This window comes from Paraburkholderia sediminicola, from assembly GCF_046030555.1.
GTDB classification, from domain to species: domain Bacteria; phylum Pseudomonadota; class Gammaproteobacteria; order Burkholderiales; family Burkholderiaceae; genus Paraburkholderia; species Paraburkholderia sediminicola_E.
On sequence record NZ_JAQQCH010000021.1, the window covers coordinates 70,505 to 89,221 of the forward strand.

At 62.0% G+C, this 18,717-nt stretch carries 18 protein-coding genes; 10 read left to right on the top strand and 8 right to left on the bottom strand.

From position 1 onward, the window contains the following. The 5 genes from PQQ52_RS26135 to PQQ52_RS26155 all read left to right on the top strand — a co-directional run bounded on the left by PQQ52_RS26135 (position 1) and on the right by PQQ52_RS26155 (position 6,157). Positions 1-729, top strand: coding sequence for a TonB family protein (locus tag PQQ52_RS26135; RefSeq protein WP_408217730.1), 729 nt, complete (start codon positions 1-3; stop codon positions 727-729). Continuing rightward, a complete protein-coding gene (locus PQQ52_RS26140) occupies positions 726-2,285 on the top strand; it encodes an alkaline phosphatase family protein (protein WP_408217733.1) in 1,560 nt (519 codons plus the stop codon). The genes PQQ52_RS26135 and PQQ52_RS26140 overlap by 4 nt, the downstream gene beginning before the upstream one ends. After that, positions 2,275-2,997 carry a response regulator transcription factor gene (locus tag PQQ52_RS26145; protein WP_408217736.1) on the top strand — a complete coding sequence of 241 codons (723 nt, stop codon included), beginning with the start codon at positions 2,275-2,277 and terminating at the stop codon, positions 2,995-2,997. Before PQQ52_RS26140 ends, PQQ52_RS26145 begins: the two co-directional genes overlap by 11 nt. Further along, a complete protein-coding gene (locus PQQ52_RS26150; protein WP_408217739.1) occupies positions 2,984-4,348 on the top strand; it encodes a sensor histidine kinase in 1,365 nt (454 codons plus the stop codon). Before PQQ52_RS26145 ends, PQQ52_RS26150 begins: the two co-directional genes overlap by 14 nt. Before the next feature lie 249 nt (positions 4,349-4,597). Continuing rightward, a complete protein-coding gene (locus PQQ52_RS26155; RefSeq protein WP_408217742.1) occupies positions 4,598-6,157 on the top strand; it encodes a methyl-accepting chemotaxis protein in 1,560 nt (519 codons plus the stop codon). Between the two features lie 187 nt (positions 6,158-6,344). Here PQQ52_RS26155 and PQQ52_RS26160 read toward each other — a convergent pair whose 3' ends face one another. Together PQQ52_RS26160 and PQQ52_RS26165 are read right to left on the bottom strand one after the other, a co-directional pair. After that, on the bottom strand, positions 6,345-7,118 hold the full coding sequence (locus PQQ52_RS26160) for an SDR family oxidoreductase (RefSeq protein WP_408217745.1): 774 nt from the start codon (positions 7,116-7,118) through the stop codon (positions 6,345-6,347). Between the two features lie 53 nt (positions 7,119-7,171). Next, complete coding sequence (locus PQQ52_RS26165; protein WP_408217748.1) at positions 7,172-8,014, bottom strand: EamA family transporter; 843 nt, start codon at positions 8,012-8,014, stop codon at positions 7,172-7,174. A gap of 110 nt (positions 8,015-8,124) precedes the next feature. Between PQQ52_RS26165 and gcvA the strand changes: the two genes are divergently transcribed. Both gcvA and PQQ52_RS26175 read left to right on the top strand, forming a co-directional pair. Next, positions 8,125-9,012, top strand: coding sequence for a transcriptional regulator GcvA (gcvA, locus tag PQQ52_RS26170; protein ID WP_408217751.1), 888 nt, complete (start codon positions 8,125-8,127; stop codon positions 9,010-9,012). Between the two features lie 179 nt (positions 9,013-9,191). Beyond that, positions 9,192-9,551 (top strand): hypothetical protein, encoded by a 360-nt coding sequence (locus PQQ52_RS26175; protein WP_408217754.1) that lies wholly within the window; start codon positions 9,192-9,194, stop codon positions 9,549-9,551. A 19-nt stretch (positions 9,552-9,570) separates the two neighbouring features. On the opposite strand, the gene PQQ52_RS26180 is transcribed toward PQQ52_RS26175, so the two are convergent. The 4 genes from PQQ52_RS26180 to PQQ52_RS26195 all read right to left on the bottom strand — a co-directional run bounded on the left by PQQ52_RS26180 (position 9,571) and on the right by PQQ52_RS26195 (position 14,593). Continuing rightward, on the bottom strand, positions 9,571-10,533 hold the full coding sequence (locus tag PQQ52_RS26180) for an HpcH/HpaI aldolase/citrate lyase family protein (RefSeq protein ID WP_408217757.1): 963 nt from the start codon (positions 10,531-10,533) through the stop codon (positions 9,571-9,573). After that, a complete protein-coding gene (locus PQQ52_RS26185) occupies positions 10,530-11,696 on the bottom strand; it encodes a CaiB/BaiF CoA transferase family protein (protein WP_408217760.1) in 1,167 nt (388 codons plus the stop codon). The genes PQQ52_RS26180 and PQQ52_RS26185 overlap by 4 nt, the downstream gene beginning before the upstream one ends. Positions 11,697-11,774: 78 nt before the next feature. Then, complete coding sequence (locus PQQ52_RS26190) at positions 11,775-13,538, bottom strand: L-lactate permease (RefSeq protein WP_408217763.1); 1,764 nt, start codon at positions 13,536-13,538, stop codon at positions 11,775-11,777. A gap of 113 nt (positions 13,539-13,651) precedes the next feature. Continuing rightward, positions 13,652-14,593, bottom strand: coding sequence for a LysR substrate-binding domain-containing protein (locus PQQ52_RS26195; RefSeq protein WP_408217766.1), 942 nt, complete (start codon positions 14,591-14,593; stop codon positions 13,652-13,654). A 209-nt stretch (positions 14,594-14,802) separates the two neighbouring features. On the opposite strand from PQQ52_RS26195, the gene PQQ52_RS26200 reads away from it, so the two are divergent. Then, positions 14,803-15,321, top strand: a complete 519-nt coding sequence (locus tag PQQ52_RS26200; RefSeq protein ID WP_408217769.1) for a P-loop nucleotide/nucleoside kinase family protein — start codon at positions 14,803-14,805, stop codon at positions 15,319-15,321. A 220-nt stretch (positions 15,322-15,541) separates the two neighbouring features. Next, on the top strand, positions 15,542-16,030 hold the full coding sequence (locus PQQ52_RS26205) for an SRPBCC family protein (RefSeq protein ID WP_408217772.1): 489 nt from the start codon (positions 15,542-15,544) through the stop codon (positions 16,028-16,030). A gap of 76 nt (positions 16,031-16,106) precedes the next feature. Here PQQ52_RS26205 and PQQ52_RS26210 read toward each other — a convergent pair whose 3' ends face one another. After that, positions 16,107-16,994: an SDR family oxidoreductase gene (locus PQQ52_RS26210; RefSeq protein WP_408217775.1), complete on the bottom strand. Its 888-nt coding sequence runs from the start codon at positions 16,992-16,994 to the stop codon at positions 16,107-16,109. A gap of 267 nt (positions 16,995-17,261) precedes the next feature. Between PQQ52_RS26210 and PQQ52_RS26215 the strand changes: the two genes are divergently transcribed. Continuing rightward, positions 17,262-17,693 (top strand): NUDIX hydrolase, encoded by a 432-nt coding sequence (locus PQQ52_RS26215; protein ID WP_408217778.1) that lies wholly within the window; start codon positions 17,262-17,264, stop codon positions 17,691-17,693. Positions 17,694-17,730: 37 nt separating this feature from the next. On the opposite strand, the gene PQQ52_RS26220 is transcribed toward PQQ52_RS26215, so the two are convergent. Further along, positions 17,731-18,717: a hypothetical protein gene (locus tag PQQ52_RS26220; RefSeq protein WP_408217781.1), complete on the bottom strand. Its 987-nt coding sequence runs from the start codon at positions 18,715-18,717 to the stop codon at positions 17,731-17,733.

The window sequence follows — 18,717 nt, forward strand, 5'->3', positions numbered from 1 at the left end:
ATGGCCACGATCTCTGCGCATGTCAGCGCGCCGGAGCGACGGCGCATCTATCTGGCGGCGGCGCTTGCGCTCGTCCTGGAGACCGGCGTGCTTGCCGGTGCGTATCTGCTGTTGACGCATCGGCATGGTGTGCAGGCCGAGTTGCCGGCGACGGTGTTGACGCTTGCGCCGGCGGTTACGCCCGCGCCCATACCAGCAGCGCTGCCGCCCGCGCCGCAAGCTGCGCCGCGCCCTGTGACGCACCTGCCTCAGCCCGTGCATCGCGCCGAGCATGCGGTAACGCAGCGTCCGGCTGTGCATATTCCCGCGCCGGCAGTACCACCCAAGCCAGATCCGGCACCCGCGGTGCCGTCGACCGCACCGACCGAGCCGCCTGCTGTCTCTCATCCGGCACCACCGCCGGTTGCGGCACCCGCGACACCCGCCATACCCGCCACACCGGGCGCGAGCTTCGAAGCCGCATTACGTGCCGCCATCCAGTCCGCCTTGCATTACCCGGAGTCGGCGCGCATGGGCGGTATCGCGGGCCGTACGCGTGTGGCGTTCGAATACCACGACGGCGTGATCTCCGGCGCGCGGGTCGTCATCTCCAGTGGCGTGGGACTGCTTGATCGCGCCGCGCTGGCAGCGGTGCGCGACGCGGTGAGTCCGAAGCCGGAATCCGCCTTTGCGGGAAAGACGCTCTCCGAACAACTGTGGGTCACTTTCAATCTGAACGAAACCGAATGAAACCGATTCTTTCCGCCATCACCGCCGCACTTTCGCTTTCTGCTCTTGCCGTCACAGGCACTGCCCGCGCGGGCGTACTGCCGCCCGGTGCGCCGGTGCAGCACGTGCTGCTGATCAGCGTCGACGGCCTGCATACCGGCGACCTCGCCAATTTCATTCAGGCGCATCCCGATAGCGCGCTGGCGAATCTGTCGAAGCAGGGCGTCGACTACACCAACGCCCATACGGTCGAGCCGGCCGATTCGTTTCCCGGCTTGCTGGCTCTCGTCACCGGCGGCACGCCCGCCGTGACCGGCGTGTACTACGACGACTCCTACGACCGACAGCTTGCGGCGCCGGGCAGCGATTGCAGCCGGACGGGCACTCGGGTTCGCTACGACGAATCGCTCGACGCAATCGGCGCCGACGGCCACGACGCCATCGATCCGGTCAAACTGCCGCGCGATCCGAGGCACGCTTGCGCGCCGGTCTATCCGCATGCGTTCCTGCGCGTCAATACGGTCTTCGAAGCCGTGCGTGAAGCGGGTGGCTACACCGCCTGGACCGACAAGCACCCGACCTACGAACTGGTCGAAGGGCCGTCCGGCCACGGTGTCGACGATCTGTTCCTGCCGGAGATCGGCGCCAACTACGAAGGCCTGAGCAGCGTGTCGACCCGTGAGATCACCGGTTCGCTCGGCAAGACCGAGGACTACGACGATCTCAAGGCGCGCGCGATCATCAATGAGATCGACGGCTTGACTCACGACGGCAGCCGGCACACAGCCGTGCCGAACGTGTTCGGGCTGAATCTGCAGGCGGTGAATGTGGCGCAGAAACTGTATGGCTATCGCGATGCCGATGGCGCTCTGACGCCGGGCGTCGATCGCGCGATCGGTCATGCGGACCAGCTGATCGGCCAGTTCGTGGCTGAACTGGAGAAACAGCATGTGCGCGACGACACGTTGGTGATCGTGACGGCCAAGCACGGCAACGGTCCGATCGATCCGGGCCGCCTCAACAAGATCGACGAGCGCCGCTTGCAAAAGGTGATCGCCGACGCCGCCCCCGGCGCGCTCGCGCAATTGACGACCGATCACGGCGCCCTGATCTGGCTGCGCGATGCGTCCGCCACGCAACGGATCAGCGCCGCGCTCCGCAGCCAGGCGAAAGCGCTGGGCATCGCGGACGTGCTAAGCGGCGACCGGCTGGCATTGCGCTTTCCGCCGCCGTCGCAAGACAGCCGCACGCCGGACATCGTCGTGGTATCGCGCGACGGTGTCATATTTACGCCACCGAAGGATGGCAAACTCGCCGAGCACGGCGGTTTTCATAACGACGATACAGCGGTGGCGTTACTGCTTGCGAGTCCGCATCTGGCTGACGCGGGCCGCCACGTGACTTACCCCGTCTCGACCACCCAGGTCGCGCCCACCATACTGGCCGCGCTCGGGCTGCCGCCCACCGCGTTACAGGCGGTCGCGCAGGAAGGCACGGCCGTGCTGCCGGCCGCGACGTGGGTGCAGTCACGGCAACTGGCTCAGGATCAACGAGGAATCCATCCACTTGGCAAGTGAACTGCCGATTGCCCTGCTCTGCGGGAGCACGGCGCGCGTTCTGGTCGTCGAGGACGATCCGAACGTCGCGCTTGAAATCCATGCCGCGCTCGAAGACTACGGCTTCGAAGTCGAATGCGTGTCGACCGGTCATCACGGTTTGCTGCGCGCCCTGAACGGCGACTTCGACGTCGTGGTGCTCGACCGCATGCTGCCGGACATCGACGGCCTGTCGATTCTGTCCACCTTGCGCAACGTCGGTAAGCGCACGCCGGTGCTCATCCTGAGCGCGTTGGGCGCAGTCGATGAACGCGTGCGCGGATTGCGGGCAGGCGGGGACGATTACGTGACCAAGCCATTCGACGGGCTCGAGCTGACCGCACGGCTGAACGCGCTGCTGCGCCGCCATTCATCGGCCGCGGAGCCGTCACAGTTGTGCGTCGGCGACCTGACGCTCGACCCCGCTACACGCGTCGTTCAGCGTGCCGGACAGACGCTCGAACTGCAACCGCGCGAGTTGGCTCTGCTCGAGTTCCTGATGCGCCACGCCGGCCAGGTCGTCACGCGCGCGATGCTGTTCGAGTCGGTCTGGAATTACCACTTCAACACGCAGACGAATGTCGTCGATATGCATATTTCCAATTTGCGCCGCAAGGTCAGTTGCAATGGGCGCCTGCCGGCCATGATCGTGACGGTGCGCAATGCCGGCTATATCATTCATGCGGAAAGCTAAACGGGCGGCACGGGTCAACGCGGGTAGTGTCGGCTGGCTGCTGATCGTTTTCGTCAGCTCCGCGATCGCGCTCTTCACGCTGCTGTACTGGCTGACGAGCAGCTACCTGCTGCATGAGGTAGACGAGCGTTTGCTGGGTGAGGTGGCCGAATTCCACACCATCGGCCGCGCCGAGGCGATCGCCAGCATCGCGGCGTTGAGCCGCCGCGACATCGCCAACAGCAGGCCGTATGGTGTGTTCGATGCGAACCACCAGTGGCTTGCGGGCAATGTTGCTCGCTTGCCTGCGGAGCCGGACCGCAAACCCTTCGACTACACGCAGACCTTCAAGGACGGCGACGCGGCGGTGGAGGGTCACTATCGCGGCATCATTGTGCCGACCACCAGTGGCGTACGGATCGTGGTCGGACATTCGATCGACGAGATCATTGTTTTCGACCGCACGCTGGTGAAGACGCTATGCGCGGGCGTGACGCTGACGATTCTGCTGGCGATCGGCTGCGGTGCCGCGCTCAACTGGATGTCGAACCGGCGCATTCGCGCGATTAGCGAGGCCAGCCGTGAAATCATGACGGGCAAGCTGAATCGCCGTCTGCCGACACGGGGTACGAGCCACGACCTCGACCGGCTGGCGTCGATTGTCAATACGATGCTTGACGAGATCGAACGCCTCGTCGAGGAAGTGCGTTGTGTGTGCGCCGGGATCGCCCACGATCTGCGCACGCCGATGACGCAGTTGCGCGCGGGACTTGAACGTGCCGCCAGGCGCTCGCGCACGCCGGAGGACTATGCAGCCGCGATCAACAGCGCGATTGCGAATTCAGACGTGGTGCTCAATCGCTTCACGGCGCTGCTCAGGATCGCGGAGATCGAAGCAGGAGGACGCCAGGCGAGTTTCGGTCCGGTTTCGCTCGATACGGTGCTGCGCGATGTCGTCGAACTTTATGAACCGCTTGCTCATGAGCGGGGTTTGACGATGAAGCTGCAGGCTTCGACGCCGGTGGAAGTGACGGGCGACGTCGATCTGCTGTTCGGCGTAGTCGAAAACCTTCTCGACAATGCGCTGAAGTTCACGCCGAGAGACGGCGCGGTCACGCTCGAGGTGAGCCAGGACGGCGGGCTCGTCATGCTGCGGGTGGCTGACACGGGGCCCGGCATCGAACCCGGCGAGCGCGAAGCGGTACTGAGGCCTTTCTACCGCAGTGGTGGCGCGGCCGCGCAGGCAACGGCGGGACACGGGCTTGGCTTAAGCCTCGTTGCGGCGATTGCGCGGGTTCATGACGCGGAGATCACAATCGGCGATAACCAGCCCGGTTGCAAAGTACTGCTGCGATTCGGGACGGCGCAGTAACCCTCTGTATCTCAGCTTCGCGGATTGTTGACAATCATGCGCTTCACGCCTCGTTCTCATTGAAAGCCGATCGATAGCAACGCGCGGCAGTGGATCGTCCCGTTCGGGTGTTTCCCGACTCAGGAAATGCGCCGCCGCGCCGTTAATCAGCGATAACCCTCTGACGGCTCGCACTCGTTGCGCCGTCAGGGCGGTTGAACACTGAGCCTGGCGGTTGAGCCGGCGATGGATGGCTATGGAGAAAACGGCGTGAACCGACTCAGCTTGAATACCAAACTGTGGCTTGCATTATTGATTACGTGGCTTGGCCTGCTGGGTCTCGGCGGCTGGGCCGCGTGGCAGTCGCGCACGACGATGCTGTCGGCGCGCAAGGCGGCGGTGCAAAACGTGGTCGAATGCGCGTACGGGATCGTGGCCGACTACGCGGCGCTCGTCGACCGGCATGAACTGACGCTCGATCAGGCGAAGCAGCAGGCCATGGCGCGACTGTCGGTGATGCGCTATCCCGGCAATGGCTACATGATTATCACGACAGCGACGCCGGTCGTCATCATGCATCCGACGCTCGCGGATCTGCGCAACAAGGACGTCACGCACTATGCGGATACCGACGGCAAGCTCCTGTTCGTCGAGATGGTCAAGCTCGCGCAATCGCAAGGACAAGGGTTCGTCAACTACATGGCGAGATTGCCCGGCAATACTGAACACGTGCCGAAGATCAGCTTCGTCAAACGCCTCGACGCGTGGGATTGGTATCTGATTTCAGGCGTCTACGTGAACGATATCAACGAAGCGTTCCGCGCCGATCTGCTGCGTTATCTGATCACCATTCTTGCGATCGGGAGTTCCAGCACGATTGCACTTGTGCTGATCATCCGCAACGTGAAACGCAGTCTCGGGGGCGAGCCGGCCTATGCCGCACACGTGGCGGAAACCATCGCGGACGGCGATCTGTCGCGGCCTGTTGCACTCGGTCGCGACGATCAGCAAAGCATGCTGTTCGCGATGCAGCGCATGCAGAGCCGGTTGGCTGAGGCGATGCGGCGCATTCGCGGCGGCACTGAAACGATCACTGTCGCGGCGGAGCAGATCGCAGCGGGCAATCTCGATCTGTCGGCGCGTACCGAGGAGCAGGCCTCGTCGCTGGGCGAAACCGCAGCGAGCATGGAGCAACTCACGGCGACCGTAAAGCAGAATGCCGACAACGCATTGCAGGCGAACCAGATGGCGCTCAGCGCATCGAAGCTCGCGGGCGAAGGCGGTGAGGTCGTCCAGCAGGTGGTCGCGAACATGCAGAACATCGCGGCGAGTTCGGCGCGCGTCGTCGACATCATTGCCGTGATCGAAAGCATTGCGTTTCAGACCAATATTCTCGCGTTGAACGCAGCTGTCGAAGCGGCGCGTGCCGGCGAAGAAGGGCGCGGCTTCGCGGTGGTCGCGGGGGAGGTGCGCAATCTTGCGCGCCGCAGCTCGGATGCGGCGAAGGAGATCAAGAGCCTGATCGAGGACTCGGTTGAACGGGTCGACGACGGCAAGGCGCTCGTCGAAAAAGCGGGCGGCACAATGCATTCGCTGCTTGAGGCAGTAAAGCGTGTCACCGACATCATCAGCGAAATTTCGGCGGCCTCCGACGAACAAAGCCGTGGCATCGAGCAGGTGAACGTCGCCATTGCGCAGATGGATGAGACGACGCAGCAGAACGCGGCGATGGTCGAAGAGGCCGCTGCCGCCGCGCAGTCGATGCAGGAGCAGGCGCAGATGCTACGCGACGTCGTCAACGTGTTCCGGCTGCAAGGCGAGACTGTCTGACGATGGGTGGGACGGCGACGCGCTTCGGGCATTGAGCGCGTCGCTTTTCGCTGCGTGTCTACGAAGACGGCATGCGGCGCGACCCGATCGGGATGAATATTCGCGAGGCTGGTCAGGCACGGGCGCACAAAACACAGATGCCTGGCACGATGCGTCGAGGCAAGCGCCCGGCGTCGCACGCTGTTGCTTACTTGCCGCCAGTGACATCGAGGAACGTGCCGGTGATGAAGGACGCCTCGGCGCTCGCTAGCCATAGGATTGCCCGCGCAACCTCTTCAGGTTGACCGCCTCTTCCCATGGGGATCGAGTCTTTGACGCGATCTACCCGTCCCGGCTCTCCGCCGCTAGCATGCATCTCAGTGTAGATGTGCCCAGGGCGAATGCAGTTGACGCGTATTCCATCCCGCGCGACTTCCTTGGCGAAGCCGGTCGTGAATGTCTCAATGGCACCCTTCGACGCAGCGTAGTCGACATATTCGTTTGGACTGCCGAGCCGGGCCGATGCTGACGAGATGTTGATCACGGCGCCGCCCCGCCCGTTGTGACGATACGACATGCGCTTCACCGCCTGCTGTGCACAGAGGATAGGGCCGATCGCGTTGACCGCGAAGATACGCTGCATCCGCTCGAATTCGAGGTCCTCTAGCCGGGACTGCTGCGCAATGATCGCGGCGTTATTCACCAGCACATCGATCCGGCCGAACTCGAGGTCAATCGCGGCGAATAGTTGAGCAACCTGCTCTGGATCCGCGCTATCTGCGCGCACGGGTAAAGCCCGGCGCCCGACAGCTTCTACCTCAGCCGCTACCGCAAGGGCGGCAGACTCGTTCGAGACGAAGCTGATCGCTACATCGTAACCTTGTGCGGCAGCGAGCCGCGCAGTCGCCGCGCCTACGCCACGACCGCCACCCGTTATCAGAATGAGCGGCGCCTGCGGGACGCGGTCTGGAGTCTTTGGCATATCGATATTCCTCACGGAAATTTAAAATGGGTGAAGAGGCATTTCAGGCAATCTCAAAGCCCCAGACAAACCGCTCCACCCGCGACGATCACGCAGGCGAGCCAGCGTTTTCCACTGACCGTTTCTCGCAGAAACATTCGTCCTATCAGCACCGCAAACACCACACTGGTCTCGCGCAAAGCCGATACCGCGCCCATCGCACCCGACTGCAACGCCCATATCACGATGCCATACGCCGCGATCGACACGAGGCCGCCGACGAGTGACGAGCCGATTGCCATTGGCGCCGCCCGTACCGGCGTCCACAGCGCCGCGAGCCCACGCGTTGCGATGAACAGCACCGGCATCAGCCAATAGAACAGGAACATCCACGCGGTGTAGGCGAGTGCCTGGCCGCCGGATAAGCGCACGCCGATGCCGTCGATCACGGTATAGACGGCGATCGTCACGCCGGTCGTCAGCGCAGCCAGCAAACCCGCACGCGACACGTGGCTCCCCTCCAGCGCGATGGCGATGATGCCACCCGATATCATCACGATCCCGAGCACGTGCAACGGACCGATCGCCTCATGCGCGAAGAGCGCCGCGCCGAGCGTGACGAGCAGCGGCGACGAGCCGCGCGCGACCGGATACGCCTGCGCCAGATCGTTGCGGCGGTACGACCGAATGAGCGTCACGTTGTAGACGATATGCACGAGCCCCGATGCGACGATGTACGGCCAGGCGGCGCCGGCCGGCCACGGTGTGAACAGAATCACGACCGTAGAGACCGCCGCGATGGCGATGCTCATCCACGTCATGGACAGGAACCGGTCACGATTGCCATGCAGCATCGCGTTCCAGCTCGCATGGAGCAGGGCGGCAAGGAGGACGAAACCGCCGGTATAACTGAGCATGCGGGTTGCGGAGTGGAAATGGGTGAAGGATTATGTAAGCAGGATATCTATCTTGTGGCGGGCTAACAAACCAGATAAATTGGGTGCTCACGTTAGATAAACTATTGCGAATGAAACGGGTACTGCCTCCGCTCAATGCATTGCGTGCCTTCGAGGCCGCCGGCCGGCTCGGCAGCTTCAAGGAAGCCGCTGCCGAATTGCACGTCACTCACGGTGCGGTGAGCCAGCACGTGCGTTTGCTCGAGGAGTGGCTTGGCGCACCGTTGTTTGAACGGCATAACCGGCGCGTGGTGCTCACGCCGGCTGCGAAGACCTATCTGGAGGAAATCGGCCCTTTGTTTGGTCAGCTTTCGCAGGCAACCGCGAGATATGGCTTCCCCGGAACGATCTCACGAACGCTGTCCGTGAATGCGCCCGCGACATTCGCGTTACGCTGGCTGGTGCCGAGACTGGCGAAATTTCATGTCGAGCATCTCGACGTGGACATCAGGGTGGAGACGTCGAACGAGTCGGTGGAGAGTCTGAACGATCGCTACGACGTCGTGATCCGGGGCGGCCCGGACACGTTCTATGGCTACTCGATGCGGCCTTTTTTGTCCGAGGAGCGGCTCCCGGTCTGCAGTCCGGCACTGTTGCGGCGCTTACCGATTCGGATCCCTGAGGATATGCGGCAGCATACGTTGCTGCACACGTCGAGCCTGCCGCGGCTTTGGCCGGACTGGCTGGCGAAGACGCAGATTCCTGGACTTCAGTCGGCAGCGGTCGTGACCTTCGACCACTTTTATCTCACGTTGCAAGCTGCCATCGACGGAATAGGCATCGCCATGGGGCCGACTGCGCTTGTATCAGACGACCTTGCTGCCGGCCGGCTGGTTGCGCCGTTCGCCGGTCCTCGTCTGCCATCGCGGAGCTATTGCACTTACGTTCCGGATGGGAAGTCCGAAGATGATCTGGTTGTGATGTTTCGCGCGTGGCTCGAGCGCGAGGGCATGCGTTGAGCAGCGACGCGTTCGGCTATGTAGCAGTGAACTCGGGGTGCGCCGATCCTCCTTACCCTGTGCTACGCTTTACACAGGCACGAACGAGAACTGAGTCATCGGCGAATCGGATGGTTGAAGCGCAGAGGATCGATTCAGCGGGAATAATCGAAATGTTCGTCTGAATTCCGGGGGGTGCAATGAAAAAAAGATTCCAGATGGTGCTTGTCGGCGCAACGTTTCTAACGGGGTGCGCGACCGCGAAATACGACAGCATGGGGCCCGCGCTGTCGCTGATGTCGCAGCAGCAGAAATGCTATCTCGTGGCTCAGACGGCATCGGCCGCGGCGAAGTGGCGCGATGACGGCGTCCCCGTCAGCGAAGCGCATGCGCGCCTCGACGCTGTCATCACGCCAATGCATGCGCCCGACGATTACAAGCAGCGCGTGCACGAAGGTATCGATACCACCTATCAAAGCCATGTCACGCAGCAACAGCTCTACTCGAGCATGAAAGGCGCATGCCGCGCCGAAAGCGCGAAAGTCCCCGCGCCGAATTGAACGGCGCCCGGGGCTCTGCTTATCCCCGTTCCGCCATCGCCAGGATCCGTTGCGCCATCCGCACGTTCGCGAAATCGACCAGCTTGCCGTCAAGCGAGATCGCCGCGAGGCCCGCGGTTTGCGCCGCTTCGAGCGCTTCCACGGTTCGGCGGGCGTCACGCACTTCATCCTCTGTGGGTGAAAATGCCAAGCGGGTCGCCTCGATCTGCCCGGGATGGATGACCTGCTTGCCGTCATAGCCCATCGCCGCGGCTTTCAGCGCCCATGCTCGCGTCAGCACAGGATCGCGGAACGCGCCACATGGACCATCGATCGCACGCAGTCCAAACGCGCGGGCGGCGACCAGAATCCGCATCATCGGATACGTCCACAAGTCGAGTGGTGTGGCGGCGTAGTTGCCCGCTTCATCTTTGAGTGTGACGGCATAACCGGGGTGCGTGCCGCCGATCTCGACGTTGCGCGCGCCAATCGACGCCGAAAAGTCGCCGACGCCGAAATGCAACGCGGTGAGCCAGTGACTCGACCCGGCAATGCTATCGACGTTCACGACACCGCGCGCCGTCTCAATCAACGCCTCGATTTCGAGTGGCGCGAATGACTCGGGTCGCGCGGCCAGCAACCGCTCCGCCTGTGCAATGACGGTTGTCGATTCCACCTTGGGAATGAGGATGGAATCGAGCCGCGGCGCTTCGGCGACCAGGGTCCGGACTTCATCTTCATCGATACCGTGCTCGTTCGCGTTGATTCTGACCGTGACGGTCTTGTCGCCCCAGTCGAGTTCGGCGAGCGCCTGCACGGCCGTTTTGAGCGCTTCGTCTTTTTTGTCGACGGGCACGGCGTCTTCAAGATCGATGAACACCGCATCGGCCGGGCACGCCGCCGCCGAGTGCAACATTTTCATGCGATGCCCGGGCACAGCAAGCACGGTGCGCGTCGTACGTGAGCGCGGCTTCAGGTTCGGATCGGATTCGAATCGATTCATGAGCCGCTCCGTTGCGAGCGTGCGTCCGCTTCGATTTCCGCCAGAATGGCCTCGGTATGCTGGCCGACTGCCGGCACGGGACCCATGACGGGTTCGAGCCCCGGGATCGTAACGGGGGGTAGAAACATATCGTGCGGTCCGCTCTCGGTTTCGACGCTGCGGTAACGATTGCGCTCGCGCAATTGGGGGTGGTCAAGCAGTGCCTCGACGTCGTTCATCATGCCGTTCGCAATCGACGCGCGATCCAGCCGTGCCAGCACTTCCGCGCTGCTCCACGCGGCGAAGCGTTGCTCGATCGTCTGTTCCAGCGCCTCGCGATTGGCGACCCGTAACGAGTTCGAGACGTAGCGCGGTTCAACCGCGATAGCCGCATCGTCCAGTACGACTGTGCAGAAGCTGAGCCACTCACGTTCGTTCTGGATACCGAAGAAAACCGTCTTGCCGTCGCCGGTCGCGAAGGGACCGTATGGCGCGATGGTCGCGTGCCGTGCGCCGCTGCGCGGAACCGGCTCACCGCGGCCACGCGTGTAGTACGCCGGATAGCTCATCCACTCGGTCAACGCGTCGAACAGTGAGACCTCGAACGCCATGCCTTTGCAGGTGCGCGAGCGCTGATGCAGGCCCATCAGGATGCCGTTCAGCGCGTACATGCCAGTCGCGATGTCGGCAATCGCGAGGCCGCATTTCGAGGGCGTCGCGGGCGTGCCGTTGATCGACAGGAAGCCGGTCTCGCATTGCACCAGCAGGTCGTAGGCCTTCTTGTCGCTGTACGGCCCGTTGGAACCGTAACCGGAAATATCGCAGGCAATCAGTTGCGGAAAACGGGCAATCAGGGATTTCGCGTCGAGCCCCTGGCGTTGCGCGGCGCCGGGCGCCAGATTCTGGATGAAGACGTCCGCGCGGCCGAGCAGCGCCTCAAGCGTTTCCTGTCCGCGATCGGTCTTGATGTCGAGCGCGAGGCTTTCCTTCGAGCGATTGGTCCAGACGAACTGGCTCGATAGGCCATCCATCGCGGTATCGTAGTTGCGGGCGAAGTCGCCGACCTCCGGGCGCTCGATCTTGATGACGCGCGCGCCCCAATCGGCCAGATGCCGGCTTGCCAGTGGTGCGGCAATGGCCTGTTCGATCGAGACGACCGTGATGTCGTTGAGTGGATGGTTCATCTTCTGCATATCCTCGATATTTCAATGCGTAAAGCAGGTGCTCAATTTTTTCTTACCGCGCTGCGATGGCATGGTCGATTACGGCACCATCCAGCTCAGAACGGGTGTGGACTGGAGATAGACGAGCAGGCTGAGCGCCGCGATCATCAGAACGGTCCAGCCGGCCACGCGCCTGAACAGCACGCCTTCCTTGCCCATCATGCCGACCGCCACCGCGCCGACCGCGAGGTTCTGCGGCGAAATCGCCTTGCCGACCACGCCGCCCGACGTATTGGCCGCCGTCAACAGAATGTCGGATAGGCCAGTGTGATGCGCGGTGGTGAGTTGCAGCATGCCGAATAGCGCATTCGCGGACGTATCCGAGCCGGTGAGCGCGGTCGCAAACCAGCCGAGAACCGGCGATACCGGCGCGAAAGCCGGGCCCGCCTTGGCCGCCCAGATGCCAAGCGTCACGATCTGGCCGGACAGGTTCATCACGTAGGCCACACCGACCACGCAACACACCGTGAAGACTGCCCAGCGCAGTTCATGCAGGTTCTTCAGATAGGTCCGGATTGCAACAGGCGCGCTGACTTTAAGGATGAGCGCGGACAGCAAACCGGCGATCAATACGATCGAACCCGCGGAAAGCAGCCATTCGAATTTGGCATTGACAGCCGATACGGCAGCGCCGTTCGGATCGATGACGTGCAGGCCGGGCCATGCAAACGTCGAGGTGATGGCGCCTAGTGCATGGCCGACAAAGCCGATCTGCGTCGATGCGACGACGAGAATCACGGCGGCGTAGGGCGCGAGCGCGCGCAGAACCTCGGCGCGTGAATCGCGCGCCTGAGCCGTGCCGGCAGGGGCGTTGCCTCGCCCGGTTGCGTGATGGAAATGCGAGGCCGTGCCCGAGCCTGGCATCGGCATCGTCATGGTGGCACTGTGAGACACGCCTGCCAGATCGCGACTGGGTTCAAGGCGTTGATGACCGGCGGAATTCGCAACGGCCATCCCGGTTGCCGTTCCAGCCAGGTCGGGGCGCAACACGTCCGGCGACCAGACGCGCAGGAACACAATGGAAACACCCGCGCAGATCAGGGCGGCGACGATATCGACGAGTTCAACTGGCAGCAGCATCGATCCCGCAAACTGCGCGAGCGCAAACACCAGCCCGGTGACCAGTGCGAGCGGCCAGACTTCCTTCATCCCGCGTCGTCCGTCGACGATAAATACGAGGATCAGCGGAATGAAGAGCGACAGTAACGGCGTTTGCCGTCCCACCATCACGCTGATCTCATGAACCGGCAAACGGGTGATCTTGGCGAGCACGGTAATGGGCAAGCCGAGTGCGCCGAACGCGACCGGGCTGGTGTCGGCGATCAGGCAAACCGCTGCGGCCTTTAACGGCTCGACGCCGATCGAAATCAGCAACACCGCACAGATTGCCACGGGTGCGCCACCGCCGGCCAGCGCTTCCAGCAGCGCGCCGAAGCAGAACGCGATCAACACCGCCTGCACGCGTTGATCGGCGCTGACGCGGGCGAGTGCACGCCGCAGCACGTCGGCGTGGCCGCTTTCCTGCGTCAGCTTGAACAGCCAGATTGCATTGATGCCAATCCAGATGATCGGGAAGAATCCGATCGCGGCGCCTTCGAGTGCGCCACTGGCTGTCTGGCTGGCGGGCATCCCGTACACGAAGAGCGCGACCGCCATCGAGACCGCGAGCGAGGCAAGCGCCGCCCAGCGCGCCTGCAAGCGCAGCACGCCGAGTAGAACGAAGAGGGTGAGGAGGGGAAGGGCGGCGAATGCGGCGGAAGCCCCTATTGAATGCGCGACGGGGTCGAAAATCTGGGTGTACATGCGTCTCCTTCGAGCTCTGTGCGAGCGTCTTTTATCGACTACGAAGGCCACAATTTAGACGCACGCAGAGTCGGCGTGAAATACCGATTCGAGCTACCGGGTATAGGTGACGCCTATAGCTCCGCCGTTCCGGCGTCATTGCGTTGCAGCACGCCGGACCAGATGCCGCTTTCGATCAGTTCGGCCACGAGGCGCGTGACGACCTTCTGAATCGCCAGCGACGCGGCGCTGGTGGGCAGCGCATTCGGTACACACAAGCCGACGGGGCGGCTGATTTCCGGATCGACCAGCCGATGGATCAGATGCTGGTCCGCGGTATTACGCCCGAATGCATCCGACGAAACGATCGTCACCACCTCGCCTTGACGCGCGATGGCGAGCATGGTTGGTAGCGAATCGACATCGCCGACGATGTCGGGTTCGACGCCTTCGCGCGCAAAGGCGCGTTCGATCAGCACGCGCAAGCCATTCGCCGCGCCTGGCAGCACCATTGGCACGCTTGCGAGCTGGCGCAACGGTACGTCCTGCGCTGGGCCGATGCCATCGATCTGTCCGAACACGAACAGCTTTTCTTCGAAAAGCGGATGTACCGAGACGCCTCGCGTTTCCGATTCGCGAAACAGGATCGCCATGTCGAGCCGGCCATTCGCCATCAGTTCGGCAAGATAACCGCTCATCCCTTCGACGATCTGCAAGCGGATGCCAGGATAGTGACGCCGCACATAGTCGAACAGTGGCAGCGCGAACACGACCGCAACACTGGTCGGCAGACCGATTGCGACCTGGCCGGACTCCGTGCCGTTCACGCGCACCGCAAGTGGAATCTGCGCCATCTGGCGGAGCACGTCGCGTGCGCGAAGATAGAGTGCGCGACCGGCTTCGGTCGGCTGCACGCCCTGATGGCTGCGCAACAGTAGCGTTGCTTTCAGTTCGGTTTCGAGTCCGGCGACCTGCTGGCTGAGCGAAGGCTGAGCGACACAAAGCTGCTCGGCCGCCTTCGAGAGGCTGCCGCAATCGACGATCGCAACGAAATATTTGAGCTGGCGGATGTCCATAGGAGAAGCTTAACTCATGGTTCAAGCCGGGTTATCGCTTGCTCCTTCCCGTTCATCACGGTACTATTTTCCGCATGAACAGGTTCCACATCCAATCGATTATTACCGCCACGAATGTTTTGGCGGAATAGCTCTCGACTTGAAAGTTCGCAAGCAACCCGCCCAGAAGGCGGGTTTTTGCTTTCTGGGCTCTACCAGAGGACTTGGAAATGATGAGCAGGAACGAGGACAGTTTGAAGGGGGCAGTCGTTCTGCATATGGTCTGCGGCAAAATCGCGTCGGGGAAATCAACGCTGACAAAGCACCTGGCGTGCACGGAGAACGCTCTGATCATCAGCGAGGACGTCTGGATGGCGCACCTCTATCCAGGCGAGGTTCTCGCGTTGGAAGACTATGTACGTTGCTCGGGGCGCATCAGACGAGTGCTCTCGGACCACGTCCGGGGGCTCCTGTCGGCCGGGGTGTCCGTGATTCTGGATTTCCCCTTCAATACCGTTGACAGCCGTGCGTGGGCACGCGAGTTATTGAGTGGAACCGGGGTAGAACACCGGCTTCACTTTCTGGATGTCAGTGACGAAGTGTGCAAGATCCGTCTCAGTGCGCGGAATGCCTCAGGCGAGCATCCGTTTGAAACGACCGATGCCGAATTCGACCAGATAACGCAGTACTTTGTCCCGCCTTCGGCAACCGAAGGTTTTCAGATCGTGCGGCACGCTCCTACGCAATGACCCGCGCTCGATCAGACCGATCGGCAGCGTCAAGCTTCGGGTTCTGGAGTGGGGCTTTCATGCGCGGATCGCCCTCGGCTGCCCCTGGTTGTCCTACGTTTTGTTGCAGATGACACGACGAGATATCGAGGATTGGGAATGCGGTGCTGTTTCGCCGCCGATGGCGAGTGCAGTGAGCATCTGACAAAATCTCCAGCAGAACACCCGGAACGGAGGCAGCTTGCAGACGGTCGAATACCGCTTTTCCACCACCTGGCGCATCGATGCGCCAATGCAGGAAGTTTGGGCGGCAATCCAGGATTCGGCGCGCTGGCCCGAATGGTGGAATAATGTCGAGCGCGTGGACCAGCTAGAGGCGGGTTCCGAGCAGGGCGTGGGCGTCGTGCAACGTTATACGTGGAAAGGCTGGCTGCCCTATCGCCTCGTGTTCGATATGCGGGTGACGCGTGTCGACCCGTTGGTCGCGCTGGAGGGGCAAGCCAGTGGTGACGTCGAAGGCGTCGGCCGGTGGAGCTTTTCGACCGACGGAGGCGAGCTTACCGTGGTCCGCTACGACTGGTGCGTGCATACGACCCGCGCATGGATGAATGCATTGGCGCCGTTGTTGCGACCGGTTTTCCAATGGAATCACGACGCAGTGATGCGCGAAGGCGGCGCAGCGCTGGCGCGACGGCTGGACGCGCGGCTGGTCGGCATTGAGCATGGATGAAGTCCATCACATCGGATGAGGTGCCGGCCCCCGACGCAGGCAGGGCTCCGCAACCCTGCCTCACCAACGAAGATAATCAAACGTAGCGCATTTCGTCGAGGTCGGCGATGAGCTTCGGGCCGCCCGGATGCCAACCCAGTCGCGCCTGCGTTTGGGCACTGGAAGCCGGAAAATCCATGCCGACAAACATCCCCATCCATCCAAAATGCTCGGCCGCTTTTTCCGGTGCGATGGAAACAGCCGGCAGATTCAGCCCTCGGCCAAGGGCCTCAGCGATCTCGCGACTGCTGACGCCTTCTTCGCCGACCGCGTGATAGCGTGCGCCCGGTTCGCGCGCTTCCACGGCGAGACGATAAAGACGCACCACGTCGAGCAAATGGCCCGCCGGCCAGCGGTTACGGCCTTCGCCCACATAGGCTGAGACGCCTTTTTCACGAGCGATCGCGACGAGTGGCGTGATGAGCCCCTGCTTGACTGTGTTGTGAACCTGCGGAAGTCGCACCACCGACACGTTGACACCTTTCTCCAACAACTCATTTCCCGCAAGTTCGGACGCGATGCGCGGATTGGGATGATTGATATTGAAGACGTCTTCGGTTGCAGGCTGGCTGAGCGCAGGGTTGCCTATTCCGGTCCCGGAGGTAATGACGAGAGGACGATCGGAGCCGGCGAGGGCAGCGCCGAGCGCCGCGATAGCACGTTTGTCTTTTTCGCAATTCTCGACAAACCTTGAAAAGTCGTGATCGAAGGCCGTGTGGATTACGCCTTCTGCTTTCGCGGCACCACTGCGCAAGCTCTCGGGATCTTCCAGGCTTCCGTGGTGCACCTCGGCCCCTGCAGCAAAGAGCGCTTGGGCACCGGTTTCCGAACGGGTCATACCGATCACCTGATGACCAGCCTTGATGAGCTCGGGGACGAGGGCCGAACCGATGAATCCGGTTGCGCCCGTGAGAAAGATACGCATGACAAAGCTCCTTGGTAGTCAGAGCCGTACTATCCGATCATTCCTTACTCGTTAAAAGTAGTGAGATCATCCTATTAAAATGATTAACAGGCTTGTAAGCGCAAGAGAAATCAAGTGTGGAGTCGTCATGCATTCCGACCTCCCGAGCCGGAAGGTGTTCGTCATCGACGTATCTTTCCGAAGAGGACCGCAGGATGCCCGATAAGTACTGGATGAGCTAATGTCACGGGGTGTTGCGTGAAACTGTCGTACCAAGGTGCCTAAAAAATGACCCGAATGCAAAGCGTTGTCGACGTGAATGTGCTGTTCCTCAATGACAAGGGCGAATGCCTTTTCCTCCAGAGAGCTAACACCGGATTCAGGGACGGTCAGTACGCGCTAGTTGCCGGCCATCTTGAGCCTCATGAATCGATAGAGGAGTGTGCGATTCGCGAGTCGAAGGAAGAGGCCGGCGTGACGATTGCACCTGGGGCGCTGAACTTCAGACTCGTCATGCGTCGCGATTCGGATCAGAACCGCATCAGCTTTTTTCTGTCGTGCCGATCATGGGAAGGCGTTCTGACCAACATGGAGCCACAAAAATGCTCCGGTTTTGTCTGGGCGAAGCCGGACAATCCACCCACGCCCATCGTCGACTATGTGGCGGACGCCCTCATGCGTATTCAGGAGGGCGTCATGCTTGCCGATTTTAAGGCGTAGGCGTTTCTTTTCTCGCGCTCATTGCCTTCGGTTTCCATCAGCCGCCCTTCGCACTGCCTTGCGCATTGGGCGTGAAGTGGCATTTCGGGTCGTTCTTCCCCTGCTCGGAGCAACAGGTCAGCAGATTTTTGACCGATTCGACGCTCGCTGCATCCCACTCCGCCTTGCTCTTATTGTTGTCGACCGGCATCCAATGGTTCAGCGGATAGCTGCTGGCGAGTTTGTCGCTGCCCTTCGGCGGCGGCAGCATGCCTGCCGCGAGCGGGACATAAATGTCGCAGCTATGTTGATTGCCGATGCGATGGCAGCCGATACAGGTGTTGCCGGGCGTGCTGATCGCAAGCGAGGTCCACGATGCGAAGGCGTCGCCGATATTGACGTATCTGCCCCACGGGTCGGTCGGCACCTTGTCCCATACCTGGCCGAGCCACGGGCTGTACATCACGGGGCTCGCATCGTGGCACGACACGCACTTTTTCGTCGCGGTCGCGGCGGGCGGCCACCAGAATGTTTCCGCGGACACATGACCCGGCGGCGGTGTTTTTTCGTTGGGCGGCGGCACACGCGAAGCGTTGAAGCCTACGGCACTGCCCGGATGCTCTGCATGGAACCAGCACGTTTTGCCGTTAGCCGTATTGTGCAGCACGATGTCGACTTCGTCGTAGAGCGGGCTTTTGTCCGCGCGAATCATCTTGCGGCGGCAGAACGCGGCGATTTCCGTTGCGCCGTGCGACAGGTTGATGATCTTCGAGTAGGGTGTGCACGGGCCGGAAGTGGGCGATTCATAGGGCAGCAACGCGGGGCGGTCGCAGGTCATGTTCGTGAAGTAACGCGCGGGCACGCGGTTGTTCACCGTTATCGGCACGGTGGTGCCTGCGTTGCAGTTGAAAGCGGGAATCTCTCCGGCTTCGTCGACGCACTGCTGGCCATATTGAAGGAGCGTCTGATCCGCTGTGCCGGCGGCGAAGGTGGAGCGTGCCGCGAACATCAGGAGCAGCACCAGTACGCGCAAACAGGTTGTCAT

Coding starts and splice junctions, on each gene's coding strand:
- PQQ52_RS26150 (WP_408217739.1), top strand. CDS start 2,984: ATGCGGAAAGCTAAACGGGCGGCACGGGTCAACGCGGGTAGTGTCGGC.
- PQQ52_RS26185 (WP_408217760.1), bottom strand. CDS start 11,696: ATGAACCATCCACTCAACGACATCACGGTCGTCTCGATCGAACAGGCC.
- PQQ52_RS26210 (WP_408217775.1), bottom strand. CDS start 16,994: ATGCGTATCTTTCTCACGGGCGCAACCGGATTCATCGGTTCGGCCCTC.
- PQQ52_RS26160 (WP_408217745.1), bottom strand. CDS start 7,118: ATGCCAAAGACTCCAGACCGCGTCCCGCAGGCGCCGCTCATTCTGATA.
- gcvA (WP_408217751.1), top strand. CDS start 8,125: ATGAAACGGGTACTGCCTCCGCTCAATGCATTGCGTGCCTTCGAGGCC.
- PQQ52_RS26175 (WP_408217754.1), top strand. CDS start 9,192: ATGAAAAAAAGATTCCAGATGGTGCTTGTCGGCGCAACGTTTCTAACG.
- PQQ52_RS26200 (WP_408217769.1), top strand. CDS start 14,803: ATGATGAGCAGGAACGAGGACAGTTTGAAGGGGGCAGTCGTTCTGCAT.
- PQQ52_RS26180 (WP_408217757.1), bottom strand. CDS start 10,533: ATGAATCGATTCGAATCCGATCCGAACCTGAAGCCGCGCTCACGTACG.
- PQQ52_RS26165 (WP_408217748.1), bottom strand. CDS start 8,014: ATGCTCAGTTATACCGGCGGTTTCGTCCTCCTTGCCGCCCTGCTCCAT.
- PQQ52_RS26190 (WP_408217763.1), bottom strand. CDS start 13,538: ATGTACACCCAGATTTTCGACCCCGTCGCGCATTCAATAGGGGCTTCC.
- PQQ52_RS26215 (WP_408217778.1), top strand. CDS start 17,262: ATGACCCGAATGCAAAGCGTTGTCGACGTGAATGTGCTGTTCCTCAAT.
- PQQ52_RS26195 (WP_408217766.1), bottom strand. CDS start 14,593: ATGGACATCCGCCAGCTCAAATATTTCGTTGCGATCGTCGATTGCGGC.
- PQQ52_RS26140 (WP_408217733.1), top strand. CDS start 726: ATGAAACCGATTCTTTCCGCCATCACCGCCGCACTTTCGCTTTCTGCT.
- PQQ52_RS26135 (WP_408217730.1), top strand. CDS start 1: ATGGCCACGATCTCTGCGCATGTCAGCGCGCCGGAGCGACGGCGCATC.
- PQQ52_RS26220 (WP_408217781.1), bottom strand. CDS start 18,717: ATGACAACCTGTTTGCGCGTACTGGTGCTGCTCCTGATGTTCGCGGCA.